We start from the raw sequence: 15,380 nt of genomic DNA, 5'->3' as shown, positions 1-15,380 counted from the left end.
GGTCATCAATATCCGTCCTGACATTTTTAAGTATTTTTTGAGTAAATATCAGTTCAATTTTAAAAACTGTAATTATAACCCACAGTACAGGTCATTTCACTGACGTTTGGGTTTTCGACAGGCTGATTGCTGTTTCTGAACATCTGAATAAAATTCATATCAAAACTATGCTTCTTCCAGGGAATATAATTAGCGCCTAATCTAAAACTGGTGACATTAATATGAGCTGTACGGCTTCCCGAATGGTTATAGGAAGTCCCAAAACTGGTTTTAAGTTTATCTTCTTTAAGAAATGCCTTAGTCACCGTCACAGCAGGTCCCCAGATTGCGGAGGTTTGCGAAGCAGCAAATGTATGAGTATAGTTAAAGGAAGTACCAATATTCATTTTCTTCTCCGGAAATCCTAATGTATAATTAATATTGGCATTATGAAATCTGGATAAACCTCCTTTTCTAACAATCCCGTTTTCCCGGCTTACCATATCATTGAGTGAATAATTAATATTAATATTCTGTACCTTTTCTTTGGTGCCGGACAGCATGTAATTGACATTGAAATTGGTATTCTGCGAGATCTGCTTATAGTCTATAGAATCTTTGGGCTGCTGGATCAGCAGTGGGTTATTATTGATTGTATTAAACTGGTTGAGCTGCCTGTTGGTAAACATGGTAAAATTAGAATAGCTGGCCGTGATCATCAGCTTATCAGATGCTTTCAGATTGGCATTCACAGCACCTACCCAACGGCTGGTCTGCTTGAATTTCTGTCCGTCAAGATTATCTCTCTGCCGGCCTACATTTCCGGAAAGAGCCAGTTTATCCTTCCAAAAAGTAAAAGCAGCATTCAGTGTAATATTTTCAAGATCATTGTTAAAATAATAAGCTCCTAACGTTCGGTATCCGGGATCTATTCTTTCATATCTCACTCCGATCATTCCTTTTTTGAGTTTTAAATTAACCCCGCCATTATAGGCAGAATAGCTCTGAAGCGAAGAATTTGAAGCAAGAAATTTAGAGGCAATTCCCTTTTTCACAGCCGAATTTGAGGAAGCTCTTAAATCCTCCACTAAAGCAGAATTGGCATATTCTCCATATACTTCCAGGTTTTTATCAATCATGAAGCTTCCTGTTAAAGACAGTACAAGGTTTTCCTGTGGCAAAACTCCTTTTGCATCGGGAGCAACGGATAAAGAACTTACATCATCTTTTGCATAAAATCCTATTAACCCTAATTTATATTTTTCTTTTTCCCACCTGATATGTGCTCCGTAGCCCATTCTGCGGTACGCCGGAATTGTACTTGGATTTCCGTCATCTTCCACCGCTTTGTTAAGCCTTCCTGTCATTAAAGCCACTTTCAGAGGAATATCCGGAGTAAGTTCTACACCCGCTCCTGTAAACAACAGCCCATTAAAGGTATAGGGCGAAAAGGCCATATTAGCATCCCCGATATAGGCTTTGATCCATTTATACTTTGGTGCAATGCTTATTCTGTTGAACTTAAAAGGAACCTGATATCCTAACTGGCTGCCCTGATTGGTAAAGCTGTAGGATACCGGCATCGTCCATTTATAAAGTCCTAAATTGAGATTTCCATTGAGAAAATAGGTAAACGGAGCCCTTCCGTTGTACACATTAGAATTGTAGAAAACTGAATTGGCAGAAATTCCCCCGCTTATTTTAAAGGGATTCTTTTTCAGTTCTTCCATTGTTCTCTTTCCCAGATTTTCGAGATCTACTTCCTGTGCGTTACTCATTGTAATAACTGAAGTTAAAAGTAATAAAACCGTGCTTTTTGTATACATCTTCTTCATAAAAAAGCCTTAAGGTTGTTTTTGTACTTTGATATCCACCACGATATAAGAGCCCGGCCCGTTAGTCACAAAATTTTTGATTTTAATGGCTCCTTTTCTTCCATCTGTGGTCTGGAACAGAACGATTCTCGGAACAGCTGAATTGGTAAACGGTGACTTTCCTGCATTGGTTTCCAAAACATTGATAGCAGCAAAATCATCCCCGGAATCCAGCGCATCAAAACCAGCAGAGGAAAGCTGTACTCCTACAGATTCCTGGGAATTGATTACTTTCGTATGGATAGCATTGGGAATGGCTACGAAACCTGTATTCTGAACCTCATCCGGTGAAACAAACTGATTGTAAAGGAATGATGAATTGAGCCCAAAGAATGCAAAATCTATTTTGGAGCCGTTGGTCTGATCCACTTCTCCCTGTTTGATTACCGTACCTAGTTCTGATGAAAAGAAACATCCTACCGCAGCGTGAGCACTGTTTATCCCCAGTTTAATATCTGAAAATGATAACAGATTCGTATCTGCTAAAACCGTCACCTGTTTTTGTAACGTTTTGGTTTCTTTATCATTGGTTGATTTTAAAATGATCGTATAAGTTCCTGCAGCAGGCAGATTGATATCCGGACTGGGAGCTGTGGAAACAGCCGGAACCGCTCCTGCAATGGTCCATTCATAGGTAGTGGCATTGGTCGAGAGATTGTTAAGATGAAGCAGTACCGGTGCCTGATAATCATTATCTATTGCATCTACCGTCCAATTGAAATCAATGGTCATTGCGGGTTTCACGTTGACAGTCTTCTGAGTGGAATAGGTTTCCAATCCGTTGGAAATGGTAAGCTTAATGATATGATCTCCGGGTGTTGTAAAGACTACCTGTGGGTTTTCTTCATGGGACGTGGCTGGGCTTCCTCCATCAAATTCCCAGAGATATTGAGTAGCTCCCAGTGATTTATTGATCATTTTTAAGGTAACCGGAGAGATATCACTTCCTTGCATCTGCCAGTCAAAATCTACACTCACAGCTGCATCTGCTTTTACTTCGATCTCTTTTGTATCTACATTTCCGTCTTTATTGGAGGCTTTTAATGTTATCTTATACACTCCTGGAGCAGCAAAAGTGATGGGCTGCGGACTTTTTTCTGTAGAGCTTGTAACTGATGCTCCGTCAAATGACCATTCATACGTTTCTGCGCCTGTAGACTTATTGGTAATTTCTACTTTTACAGGAACTGAATAATCATTATTGATCACTTTTATACTAAAATCAGCCTTTACAGGAATACTTTCCTCCACTGCGCATGCATTGAAAATACATGCTATTACAGTAATAAGGAAAGTAGACCAGCTTAGGTTTTTGTTGAGTTTCATTATTTTTTTCTTGTGTTTTTCATAGTTGTTATTGTACGAGCATTCTTTTTACCAGCGCTTCATTTCCTGTTTCCAGGATAATCAGATAAGATCCCGCAGGAAGCGAAGTATTGTAAGGAATGGTAAAGTAGGTAGATGGTGTTTTCTTCACTGCCGGATAGGCTTCATGAGAAACCATATCAATAATTCTTACATTGATAATCGCCGCTTTTTCTAACCCTACCAAAATGCTGAATACTCCGGTATTTGGATTCGGAAGAATGGTAAACTCTCTTACATTAGATGCTTTCTCAGGATTCAGATTTACTCCGGTTGTATTTTCTTCTACAATTACTTTTTTATAAAATGTTTTCTCACATTCTCCCTGTGTCCCTTTAAGGCCAATTTCATAAGCGCCCAGTTTTAAGAATTTCAATTCAATAAAATCGTCTGTTTTATTGATTATCTGAATATCCGGTGTATCAGGAACCACCCATTCTACTGTCTGAGGCTTTGTAGGAGATGTATTTACCAATACTACTGTAGCTTCCCTGTAGGCATGAGTGGTCAGCATAAACTGAGGGTTCAGGACTTCTGAAGAATTTTTAATCACAACGGTATCGGTTGCTGTACATCCTTTAGAATCTGTAATAATCACTGTATAAGTGCCAGCAGCAGATATTGTGATGAAAGGATCTTTAGAGATTATATTTCCGTTCTGGTCTTTCCACTGATAGGTAGCAGCCGGATCATTTATCGTTACATTATAGGTTTGGGTATCTCCTAGGCACAGTGTTCTGTCTTTGCCTAAATCTACTGTAAGCTGTACAGGATCTGTTAAAGTATACTGTCTGAAAATACTGCATCCGTTAGCATCCGTAACCGTAACGGTGTATTGCCCTGCAACAAGACCTGTATTATTTTCTCCCGATATCCCGTTGGTCCAGACAATTGTATATGGTGCTTTTCCTCCGGAAACACTAATTTTAATTTCACCGTTAGCTGCTCCATAGCAAATGGGATTCTGTACTAAAATATCATCAATTGCCAATTGGTTTGGTCCCTGAATCTGTACACTTCCACTAACTTTACAGTTTTTGGCATCATTCACCAGAACGAAATAGTTGCCGGCAGATAATCCTGTAACCGAAGGCGTTGTATCATTGGTATTCCATTGGTAAGAATAGGCTCCTGTACCTCCAGTGGCTGTAACGGAAACCTGCCCTCCATTTTGTCCGTAACATGAAATGGTATTGGCCGCTAGGGTAATGGCTAATTCAGATGGGAAAACAAGAACATATTGTGCGTCTGCTGTATTGTTTTTGGAATCTCTTACTAAAACTTTATAGGTTCCGGTTGTCAGATTATCCAGTGTTACCTGATTGGCTCCCGGAATATCCTGAAACAACCCGTTATTCAAAATCTGCCATTTATAATAGTAGGTTCCTACTCCACCTGTGACTACGGCTTTAAGGATTCCGTCTTCTGCTTCATCCGGGATACCGTTATTATTCACGTCCGGTTTGAACTGATAATTATTGGCTATATTACAGGATATTTGTTTTTCAAGCTGAATATTAGCCACCAGAGGATCCGGCTGATTTACAATAAATTCCTGAGCTATAATTCCGCAATTCCCCAGCTGGCTTGATGCCGCCGGATAGTTTTTATCCTTTACTGTTAAATAATAGGTTCCCGCAGGAAGTCCTTCAAGCTTAATAGTATAAGGATTGTTTACTGCATCAGTAGTGATTCCTGATGTAATCACAGTTCCTGAAGGGCTGTCTTTTCTCCATTCAAAATTGTAAGATCCATCTGCATTGGGCGTTCCTCCGGTAACTCTTACGGAAATATATCCATTGCTTAAACCATATCCTGTAGGCTGTGAAACTTCTGTTTCTGCTGCCGGAAATGCAATGGCCTGAGAAGGCTGCGTGATTGTTACCGTTATTTCTTTTTCGTTACCGTTATCTTTTGCTACGCAGAGATTAGAATCTCTTACTTTTATCTTATAGATTCCTGCGCTTAAACTCTGAATCACTGTTGTGTTTCCGCTACTGAAATTCGTCCAGTCTACATAAGGCTGTCCGTCTTTTGTAACCCAATACTGATACTGATTCTGTCCGCCGGCAGCTGTTAGAGAGATATTCCCATCGCTGCCCTGAAAACAATGCACATTGGTTTGTGAAGTCATGGAAAAAGTGACTGGCGTTGGCTTGGTGATCTCAAAGCCAACGGTGTGGCTTGAGGCATCGGTATAAGTAGCATTAGCATTATAAGTTCCTAACAGTCCCAACTTATATTTACCCGGTGGAAGGTTCGGGATAACAAGTGTGGTATTGGTCTGTAAAAATGGGGCCAGATCTCCATTCGGGAAACCTGAATTTGATAAATCGACTGCTGCCCCTGTGTCTGTATTTAATAATGAAACTTTTAAGTTTTCACCTGCAATTAATGTTCTGTCAAAATTTAAAGTGATGCTTCCATCGGAGGTGTCTGAACATTTGGTTGGACTTACCGTATTTGTTGGGATATGAGGTGCTGATTTTAAAAGAGTTAAAACAACAGGAGAAGAAACCGCTTCATAAACCCCATTTGAAAGACACGAAGCTGCTCTGAAGTAAATATTCTGTCCCAGATATTGTGAATAGTTGTTTCCAAAAAGATCTTTAGCAGAAACACTCAGTTTGTTCAAAGTAGATAGAGAAGGATCAATATCCACCCAGTTTACATTGTCCAAACTATATTGGTAATGGTATAGACTGGCATCAAATCCTTGTTTCGCATATAAATTCACTTTATCATCTGAGGGTAAAATGGTATTGGGCTGGCTGGTGTCGGGAAGATTTTCAGAGATAAGCGTATGTACCGGAGTAATTTTTAGATTGTAAGTAAGAGCCGACATTCTAGGTGAGTTTGTATTTATATTCAAACCCATTACATTACAGTATGAAACATTGTTAGTCTGATCAAATTCTGCATCTGTCCCGGTTCTAAAATTTACATAACCGGAGCTACGGACTGCTACTGGTTTTTTAGAAGTTATTAATGATGGATTTAAGTTCCAGCCGTAGACATCATCATCCTCATCATTGAAATATCTGAGATATAAACTTTCTCTAGACCCATCAGAATAAATTATTTCAACAGAAACATAAGTATCATCAGTACCATTTTTTATCCCGGCAGTTAATTCATAACTCAAATTATTCAATTCAACTTTATATTCCGCCTGCCCTCCCTGTCCCCAGAGAAAAACATGAAACATGATCAGTAGTAATACTAAAATTTTCTTCATTCCTTTTTGTGTTTTTAATATTCGATTGTAATTTTTTCTGTTTTAGCCAGTTGGTTAGTTTTTAGCATGGGTTTGATGAGATAGGAGTAAGAATTACCTGTCTGAACGGCTTTATCTTCAAGAAAATTCTGAGCTCCGTTGAGGGTTCCCCACATGGTTGGCTTTTCGGTTCCTTTTTGACGGTAGACGATAATTTCTCCTACATCCTTGCTGCTAATTTTCCAGTTCAGCTCAATTTGCTTTTTATTTCTGTTTGCCGCACCGGAAAGATTGGTCAATATGGATAAAGCTTCAATTCTGTTGCTTCTGAGGGTCATTTCCTGGGATTTATCAGACTTAAGCTTGCTTTTATCAATGGCCAGTAAATAATAAGTATAGCTTTTATCTGCTTCTACGTCTTTGTCGGTATAGGTATAAGCCGGCTGGATCTCTTTTGTTTCATAAATCATTTTCCAGCTCTTATCGGTTCCTTCTTTTGACTGTCGGAATAATTGATGAGCCACCACATCATCACTGTGGCTTCTCATCCAGCTGATGGTAATTTTCCCATCTTCTTCCAGTTTGTATTCTGTGAAAACAGGAGTCTGAGGTTTTACTTTATCCGGTTTTTCCAGCTCAAGGATAATGGATGGTTTGGATTGATTTTTTCTTCGGTCTGTTGCTGTAACGTAATAATATACTTTTGAATTAAGATTTTCCAGCACCACTTTATCTTCAAAGTGATTTTCTGTGATCGCCTGGGGCGTAACACGCACCAGCTCGTCTCCTTTCTGAATTCCCCTGAAAATATGATAGCCTTCCAGATCCTTTTCAGTATTGGCTTTCCATTCCAGATGGACTACTCCCAACGTGTCTATTTTTCCTTTAAATTCTAACGGAGTATCAGGAGGCGTCATATCATTAGGCTGCGCAAGAACCGAAAACGATTCTCTCTTGTCTCCGGCTTTTCCAATGGCCTGGATTTTATAATAGTTGGATGGAGCTAAACTTTTTGTAATGAGACTTCTGTCACTGACAGGAATCTTATTTTTGATTACTTTATAGCTGTTTTGTAAATCGGTTTCTGAGTGCAGTAATTCAAATGATTCAATATTTTTTTCATCTTCTTTAGGAAATTCCCATTCAAGTTTTATGGTTTCATCTTCATCAATGATAACGTTTGAAATTCTTGGTGTGGCTTCAAGGCTTTTTTTCCCTGCTCCTGAAACGATATCGGAATAAGGTCCATAATCTCCAAAGATTGTTTTCCCGCGGATACGATAGCTGAATTCTGTAGTATTCTGAGCTAATGAATCCACGAAAGTCATTCCCTGAACCTGTCTTCCTTCATTATCATTCATATTCATCACCGGAAGATTCCCCAAAGCTTTGAAGCTTCCTCCATTCTGTGCCTTTTCAACAAAATAAGCGGTATAAATATCTCTTAGCTGTAAATATTCCCAGGAAAGCGTAACGGTTTTATCTTTAAAAATCCCTATAAAATCTAAAGGTTTTGGAAGCTCCGTATTGGCTGAAACAGCGGCCAGCGCATCGCCTTTCTGTACCAAAAGGCTTCCTTCCGAGGTATTGATGCTTACGGTATATAGATATCTTTCGTTTGGTTTTACGCTGGTATCTGTATATGCCCAGCCTGCCAGTTTTGCGACTTTAAAATCAAGATCGGCCGCCATTAATGCATAGGCAAATCTTTGCTCAACTTCCTGAGATTTGTTTACAACGCCTTCCAGTTTCCCCTGCTTCTCTCCCATTTCAACCTCGAAACTGTCTCCGAAAAGGGACTGCGCTACAATGGCTGCATTGTCGTTTTCCTGAACCAATTTCTTCCATTCGGTTTCGGAGGCGGGTTTGAATATTCCCAGATCTTTTTCTTCGGCTTTCTCCAGCACTTTTCCGTCACGGGAAAGCGTGAATCTTTTTAGGGAAAAACCCATTTTATTGGCTTTTTGCCAGGCAATAGGTTCATCTACCGCCCATCGTAAGGAGATATGGTCTTTTTTATTGTCTACTTTCAGACGAATGTGAGGAATAATGGTTTTATCACTATTCTTTTGCTGTCCCCATAGTAAACTACAGAAAAACAGAAGGAATAAATATTTTTTCAAAATTGTGCTTTTAAATGTTTAATGTAAGATGATTCACATGGTTTTTGTCATTGGGTATTTTTCAGAAACCCGGATCAAATGTAGTTTTGCTTCAATATCATTTTATTTATATCATCTTCCTGCTCTATAAAACAGGAAGATGAATGGTTTATTTACTTTTTACAGCTGGTTTGATAATCGTCCAGAATTTTGATGAGCCCATCTTTGGTTGTTGTATCATAGTTGGAAAAATTCATAGCCGGACAATTGACATATTCATCGAATATTTTTTTCATTTTTTCCGGTTTTCTTGTTCCAAAATCACCATTTTCACCCAAGTAAGCAGCTTTTGGCTGATCAGCCAGTTTCAAATAATAGTAGTTGGGAGTTCTGAGATTCACGAGAACATAGCTTCCGTTATTCTCGGAAAGAATTTCTGTAAACTTACTTCCAAACATATCAGTTCCTGCAACTCCTATAAAACATCTTTCACCTGCACAGAATTTCACTCCGTCTTTGGCTTTAAAAAATTCATTTTTACCTTCTACATTCAGTGTTACAGATCCTCCGTAATTGGTAAGGTCACCCATTCCTTTTTCTCTTCCCATTTTGGCATCAAGAGATTCAAATTCTATGGTAATATTTCCTTCTTTTTTGGTTCCGGTTTTGTCGATAACATATCCCGGAGTGTTGTAGATGTTTATAGAATTGGCTTTTGCCTGATTTTCAGCTTTCAGATTTTTCTGATTGACTGCATCTCTCTTTTCTTGTTCTATTCCCTCAAAAACCGGTCTCATATCTCCCAGAGAATATCCATTGGCATAAAGCTTCTTCACCAAACGATCTGCGATATCATCTACTGAAAGAGGCTTTGTATAATCCCAACCATTTTTAGCAGCCATTGGGATTACCTTATTATCAAAAGTGTAAATTTTTAAGCCGACCTGTTCGTTATTGATATCACTGTCAGTACATGGCAGTTTAGCAATAAGTACTCTGTTAAAATCAAATACACGATATTCTAAAAACTTATGCACCATTGGACTTCCAAAAAATTTAGATTGTGAAGGATCAACAATTACTCTGGTTATACTTCCTATAACTTCTCCGTTTTTATTTTTGATATTATCTTTAAAATCTATCGAAAGTCCCAGATCATCTTCATTTTTTGCATCTGCTTTTTGGGATGCAGTACTTTCATTTCTTTTTTCAGAAAGAGAACGATCTGCAGTCAGGAAAAATTCATTTACTTTGGCTTCATCAATACCGTCTTTTGTGATAAGATCTCTTGCCATAATATTCTGAACCAATAACTTCCCTACACTCAAAGTAAAAGTCACATTATCAGAAAATTCAATTTCTTTTACATTACCATTTGCTCCTATACATTCAATCCAGCCACGATCCGGTTGTGTACCACTTGTTTTTGGGCTAATAATTGCAGCGCTAAACTGAAATTTATCATTCATATCGCTAAACCTATAGACCCTGTTCTTATCCTCCACTTTAGCAACTACTTTATCATCCAGAAGCAGCTCTCCTTTTTTTATTTTTATTTCCTGCGAGAATACGGAAATACCCACCAGCATGGTGGAGATTACGAAAATTTTTGTGTTCATCATTTGTGTTGTTTTTTATCTATCAAAAATTATTTCCAGAGTGTTTATCATAATTTTAATTTAATATGTCATAATCAATATATTCCCATTCTAAAAAAATTGATGAACTATTAATTTTTTTTATTTCTTTAAATTTTTTTAACATTTTATATATCTCACTTACAACATTTTCATACTTTTCTAGGGTTAATGATACATTATAATTTTTGATATAAAACTTATTTACTAATTCAGAACTTAGATTTTGTTCATTTGCATGAAAATATGTGAAACATAATTTTTTATATGCTGTATACTTAAGTTTTTCAATAAGAAGATATATTTGTTTGATATTTAATCCATTACCGAACAATACATTCTCTTCGCGATTCGATAATATAATCTCAGAAAAAATTAAATCTAATAATTGATTATCATCCAATAAAGTTTCACTACTAAAATTGAGTTTTTTCTGCTCAATATTATTTTTAATAATCTTCCGAAAATTAAAAAAATTTGTATTTTTTTTGTAAGAATCAATAACAACTCTTGCAGGTACAATAATATCTTTATAAATTATTATTATTTTCATATTATCTCTGTTTACAATAAAACTACAAACACATTTTCATCTTAATTTATTTGTATTTATCCAAGATAATTGAATGTGGTATTACTAATTCGAATGAAGATTGTTGTAATAATTTATTTTTCATATTCATTATATCTTCAATAACATGAATTTCATAAAAATCAACTATATCTTCCATTAATTCTCTTAAATCGGGATAAAAATTCACTTCTCCAAATAGTTTGAAGTAGTCGTAAAATTCATTTCTTTCTTCATTATCTATCAATAATTCTTCAAAAATATATTTGAATGGTGAAACTCCAAAAATCCCATTAAGAAGTATAATATCAAAAAACTCACCTGTATTCAAATACTTTATTTTATCATGATAAATATTAAAATTTCTAGGAAACATATTTTTTATAAGGAATTTCAAATCATGACCTTCAAACTCATTCCATAATGTTGGAAAGGATAAACATAATTCATAATTGTAGTTTTTATCATAGTTTTTAAAAGAATGCAACAATATATTTAACTTTTCTTTTAATGATAATTCATTAATTGTATTTAATAACTTTACGTCAATTTTTCTAAACCTATTTAAAGGCGAAGATTCGTATAATTTCCTTGAAATTTCTTCCATTATCAAACTCTTTAAATAAATTAGTTTTATAAATATGATGGACATACGCATTTGTTTTTTCTAACTAACAAAATCCATTGTTCCCTTTTTTGAAGAAACCGGAACCCATTGCTAGAGAAACTACCGTAACACCATCTTTACCCATTTCATGGTAAATGATGTTAAAAGTGGTTACTACTTTCTACTTAATTCAGATCCTAATATTGTATATTATTGTGCAATATCTTCATAAGGTATAATTTCACCTTCATTAATAACATTAATCAAGAATAAATCTAACCATCTGTAAGCTTCTTCTTCAGTATTATCAAATAGCATTAAATTTGCTGTTTCATTTATCAATTTCACAGCTTCCCCATTCTGTAGCTGTCTATAAATGATAAGTTTTATAATATCAACAAATTTGCTTTTGTAATATTCATTATCCCTAAGTTCTTTTCTTACTGAAACAATTGCATCAATATAAAAGTTATATTGAAAATTTGCTCCTAGCAAGGATTTAAGTATTTCTAATTCTTTCATAATAATTATCTAATATCAGGAAATGCACTTTCTAATCTATAACCTTTAGCTGCATTTGGGTCTCTTTTAAATGAAATAGTAACTTTATTTGAGGTAACGGGTTGAGAAACAGGATTTCTTAAAGTACCTGTATTCGTATAACCACTCCCAACTTTTGATCCATAATCTAACGTCCACTCTTTATATGTATTGTTCGGGTCAGCAAAAAAAGATTCTATATCATCTGCATATTGATCGAAGGCCTTTTCAACCGCATCTTCATGTATTGCTTTTGTTTCAAATCTAAGTGCAGACCTTGATTGAGGAATACTAGGATGAGTACCCAAAACTCTTTGTTCCATCTCGAGTAATGATAATTGAGGTCCGTGTCTAGCAATAGAATGCCCTCCTAAAGCTTCTTCATCAAGCAAATTAAGCTTTTTTCTAATTTTTTTAATAAGCTTCTCACCTGTATCCTCAATACCATCTTTAAGCCCATCCGTTCCTGTATTGAAGAAACTAGCGCCCATTGCTAGAGAAACTACCGTAACACCATCTTGTCCAACCGTATGGTTAACAATATAAGATTTTGAGCTGGTATAATTTGCTTTTTTCTGTTCGTAGAATTCTAGGGAAGCATTTTTTATGCTTTCAGGGTTAATGTTTTTAATACTATTCCACAATCCTTGCCTTACTTCGGATTTTGTAGAAACATCATATCCTAATTTTATCAATTGCGGATATTCGGTAACCTCCCCGATGACACCATCTGCAACACCACTAAATAAAGCAGGCATTTGCACATTAGATGTTTTACTGCCTTCATCTTCGTTCCAGTATGATCTAGGTAAAGCAGCATTTTCCCAAACATTATCACCAAGCTCGGATAAGGTCTCTATCCATTCTTTGCCCGACATCTGTTTTACAGAGAAACCGAAATCATTAACCTGAGTTTTCGCAGAAAGGCTATTAATATCTTTAGGGTTTTTCAGATCTTTCAGAGCATCATTAATACTGTTCTGTACTTCTTGTTCTATTCTTACTTTTTGAGATGCCGTTTTAGAATTGCCTGACCCTGTCAGATCAAACTTAGAAGATATTTTCCCGTTGTTCTCCGTTACCGTGACTTTGTATCTGCCTTCTACATTTTTGGTATAAAGTGTTCCTTTGCCTAAGCCGTTTCCTTTATCTTTATTATCAGAAGAACAATCTTTCATGGCAATTTCCTTTTGCCCGTCTATCGTAATTTGATCATCTGTATTTTCAGTTACGCTTATTGATATTGGATCACCTGCATTTTCAAACTGGTAATATTTAACAACATCTTTGGTGGTAAATTTACCTGTGCCAGCTTCAGGATAATAAACCTGCCCGTTACTGCTAAAAGTATATACGTTTCCAAACCTGTTAAATGATAATGGGAAATCACCTGACTTTAATTTGTGCAATGCCTTACCTTCTACTTTCTGTTGGAAATAAAAGGTTTTACCTTTTAGTTCTTCACGTTCTCCAACATTCCAGATACAGGCATTTTCTGCTGTTTCTTTAAGCTCATTATTATACTGCCCTATTTTTTCTTTTAGTTCTTTCTCTTTCTCTTCACATTCATTTTCAATAATACCGTCAGAACCTTTCTGTTTTTCGCCTTCTTTTACAGCACAGGTAAGATTTTTGAGCAGTTCATCAATTTCTTCTTTCAGCTTATCAAGCTTTTCCTTTTGTTCATCGGTTACTAACCCTTGTTCGTATAATCCGGAAGCGGTCTGCCCTCCTTCATCGGTAAAAGTATTAATGTCATCATATAGCTTTTCCCACTCCGCTTTGGTCATTCCCCCATTACCTAAAGCATTGTTTATTGCACTGATAATTTCAGTAAATAAATTGCCTAAATCATTTAATCCACTACTTAAACCGACAACATTTTTTTCCTCCGGATCATAAGTAGTTTCAACTACTCCACCAATAAGCTTTTTATCGGTATTAAGCTGGATATTATTAAGATCAACTTTTACCTTGACACCAGATAAGTAAGGAATATCAATCCATCCTTTTCCACTGTAAGTACCATTTCCGCCAGATATTTCCAGAATGGTAACAGGGAAGTCACCTGCCATAAAGACATCATTAATTCTTAATGGATCTTGCAGCGGCGTTTTATTCGCAATATCAATGGCAGGCATAATCCCGCACTGGTAGTTATTGTCTACATCATTGGAATCTGTGGTAAAATACTGCACTCCGCTGTATGAATAGGCATTCCCTCCGGAATTTCCATTTTCCGATGGATTGGTGCTGTTAAAAGTCTGTACATTTCCACATACGGAACCAATACGGTATTCATATTCGGTTTGGTCTTCAAGCCCTGTAAGGATGGCTGAAGGCTGATAACTCTGCTGGGTTACCCATTCTGCTGTGCTTCCTTTTTTACGGTATTGCACATTGTATAAACCAGCGGGCTGGCCTGCAATACTCCAGTTCAGTTCTACTCTTCCACGTCCAATATTTTTAGCTGTTAAAAGTGTTGGAACGGCACAGTTTTCTACATAATCGAAATAATAGATTTCAGATAATCCGTTATTTTTATAGACCCCGTTATCATCTGTAGGATTGGCTCCCAAAACAGGGTTTCCGGATTTTGCCTGCACCTGCCATGCATATCTTTTTCCGGGTATTAACTGGGTTTTATCAATTCCGTAATACAAAGTGGGAGCATAGGTTTCTTCGGTCCACAAAGCCGATGCGGAAAGAAATCCTGAAACAGGGCTCTGCCCCATATCCCAAAGTTCTTTTAAAGTAAAAATATACCTGGTATTGGGAGCAATCTGCCTTGGCATCCACTGGAAAACAATTCCGGCTCCTCCCGTGTATGGTGACAATGTCTGTACTTTCTCTGCATTCTGCGGAAGGGTAAGCATGGGCGGATCATACTGAACCAGAAATACAGGAGCACACGTTTTAGCAGAAAGATTATTTTTGGTATAATAATCATAAGCCTGAAAACAGAACTGGTATACTCCATCTGACAATGGTTTTGAATATTGTACCGCATTGATTCCCGATAAGTTCTGCAGCTCAAATAAAGACCTGAGATCTACATTGGTAAGGGTGATATTATTGCCCGGATAGAGCGTAAACGGGTTCATCCCCACAACAAAATCGTTGGATTTTGCCAGAGGTACGGCATTCAGTCCTGCTTCTAAAGAAAATTTAATTCCCGTCTGATGCTGGGGTTCCAGCAAATCTGTCATTAAAACCTGTAACTGCAGCTTATTATCTGTACTGGTAGCGTAATCTCCAATTCTTAAACTGTATGGAGGCATTACGACAGGAACCAGCTTAACGGGGTATTGCTGGGATTTCACAGCTACAGGCAATAAGCTGTAAGCTGTAAGCAAAAGCAATGTCAACAGCCTCATACTATGAGCAGTAAGTTTCTGTCTTTTGCTTCTATATCGTTGAAAATAATTTTTTATTTTATTAATCATCTTTATGTTTTTTAAGCTTATAGCCTATTGCTTAGCGCTTAT

The 15,380-nt window shown here is 36.8% G+C and carries 9 protein-coding genes; all 9 read right to left on the bottom strand.

Going from position 1 to position 15,380, the window contains the following annotated elements; all coding sequences use genetic code 11:
* Window positions 1-59 precede the first annotated feature (59 nt).
* The 9 genes from BLW74_RS04870 to BLW74_RS04830 all read right to left on the bottom strand — a co-directional run bounded on the left by BLW74_RS04870 (window position 60) and on the right by BLW74_RS04830 (window position 15,338).
* Window positions 60-1,757: a TonB-dependent receptor gene (locus BLW74_RS04870; RefSeq protein ID WP_228424772.1), complete on the bottom strand. Its 1,698-nt coding sequence runs from the start codon at window positions 1,755-1,757 to the stop codon at window positions 60-62.
* A 66-nt stretch (window positions 1,758-1,823) separates the two neighbouring features.
* The gene (locus BLW74_RS04865) at window positions 1,824-3,179 is read right to left on the bottom strand and encodes a PKD domain-containing protein (protein WP_089690301.1); all 1,356 of its coding nucleotides are present in this window, start codon (window positions 3,177-3,179) and stop codon (window positions 1,824-1,826) included.
* A gap of 28 nt (window positions 3,180-3,207) precedes the next feature.
* Window positions 3,208-6,456 (bottom strand): hypothetical protein, encoded by a 3,249-nt coding sequence (locus tag BLW74_RS04860; protein ID WP_089690300.1) that lies wholly within the window; start codon window positions 6,454-6,456, stop codon window positions 3,208-3,210.
* A gap of 14 nt (window positions 6,457-6,470) precedes the next feature.
* Window positions 6,471-8,558, bottom strand: a complete 2,088-nt coding sequence (locus tag BLW74_RS04855; protein ID WP_089690299.1) for a fibronectin type III domain-containing protein — start codon at window positions 8,556-8,558, stop codon at window positions 6,471-6,473.
* Window positions 8,559-8,710: 152 nt separating this feature from the next.
* Entirely contained in the window at window positions 8,711-10,159 is a 1,449-nt protein-coding gene (locus BLW74_RS04850) for a hypothetical protein (RefSeq protein WP_139265696.1), read from the bottom strand.
* A gap of 52 nt (window positions 10,160-10,211) precedes the next feature.
* Window positions 10,212-10,727 carry a hypothetical protein gene (locus BLW74_RS04845; protein ID WP_089690297.1) on the bottom strand — a complete coding sequence of 172 codons (516 nt, stop codon included), beginning with the start codon at window positions 10,725-10,727 and terminating at the stop codon, window positions 10,212-10,214.
* A 46-nt stretch (window positions 10,728-10,773) separates the two neighbouring features.
* The gene (locus tag BLW74_RS04840) at window positions 10,774-11,352 is read right to left on the bottom strand and encodes a hypothetical protein (protein WP_139265695.1); all 579 of its coding nucleotides are present in this window, start codon (window positions 11,350-11,352) and stop codon (window positions 10,774-10,776) included.
* Between the two features lie 210 nt (window positions 11,353-11,562).
* A complete protein-coding gene (locus BLW74_RS04835; RefSeq protein WP_089690295.1) occupies window positions 11,563-11,874 on the bottom strand; it encodes a hypothetical protein in 312 nt (103 codons plus the stop codon).
* Window positions 11,875-11,879: 5 nt separating this feature from the next.
* Window positions 11,880-15,338 (bottom strand): fibronectin type III domain-containing protein, encoded by a 3,459-nt coding sequence (locus BLW74_RS04830; RefSeq protein WP_089690294.1) that lies wholly within the window; start codon window positions 15,336-15,338, stop codon window positions 11,880-11,882.
* Between the last annotated feature and the right edge of the window lie 42 nt (window positions 15,339-15,380).

The sequence above is a fragment of the Chryseobacterium culicis genome (assembly GCF_900108365.1).
Classification (GTDB): Bacteria; Bacteroidota; Bacteroidia; order Flavobacteriales; family Weeksellaceae; genus Chryseobacterium; species Chryseobacterium culicis.
Note: the sequence above shows the minus strand (reverse complement) of the source record. Positions and strands in the feature narration are given on the sequence as shown.

Bases quoted from the DNA above. Each gene is read 5' to 3' on its own strand.
- BLW74_RS04870 (WP_228424772.1), bottom strand. From the start codon at position 1,757: ATGAGTAACGCACAGGAAGTAGATCTCGAAAATCTGGGAAAGAGAACA.
- BLW74_RS04865 (WP_089690301.1), bottom strand. From the start codon at position 3,179: ATGAAACTCAACAAAAACCTAAGCTGGTCTACTTTCCTTATTACTGTA.
- BLW74_RS04860 (WP_089690300.1), bottom strand. From the start codon at position 6,456: ATGAAGAAAATTTTAGTATTACTACTGATCATGTTTCATGTTTTTCTC.
- BLW74_RS04850 (WP_139265696.1), bottom strand. From the start codon at position 10,159: ATGATGAACACAAAAATTTTCGTAATCTCCACCATGCTGGTGGGTATT.
- BLW74_RS04845 (WP_089690297.1), bottom strand. From the start codon at position 10,727: ATGAAAATAATAATAATTTATAAAGATATTATTGTACCTGCAAGAGTT.
- BLW74_RS04840 (WP_139265695.1), bottom strand. From the start codon at position 11,352: ATGGAAGAAATTTCAAGGAAATTATACGAATCTTCGCCTTTAAATAGG.
- BLW74_RS04835 (WP_089690295.1), bottom strand. From the start codon at position 11,874: ATGAAAGAATTAGAAATACTTAAATCCTTGCTAGGAGCAAATTTTCAA.
- BLW74_RS04830 (WP_089690294.1), bottom strand. From the start codon at position 15,338: ATGATTAATAAAATAAAAAATTATTTTCAACGATATAGAAGCAAAAGA.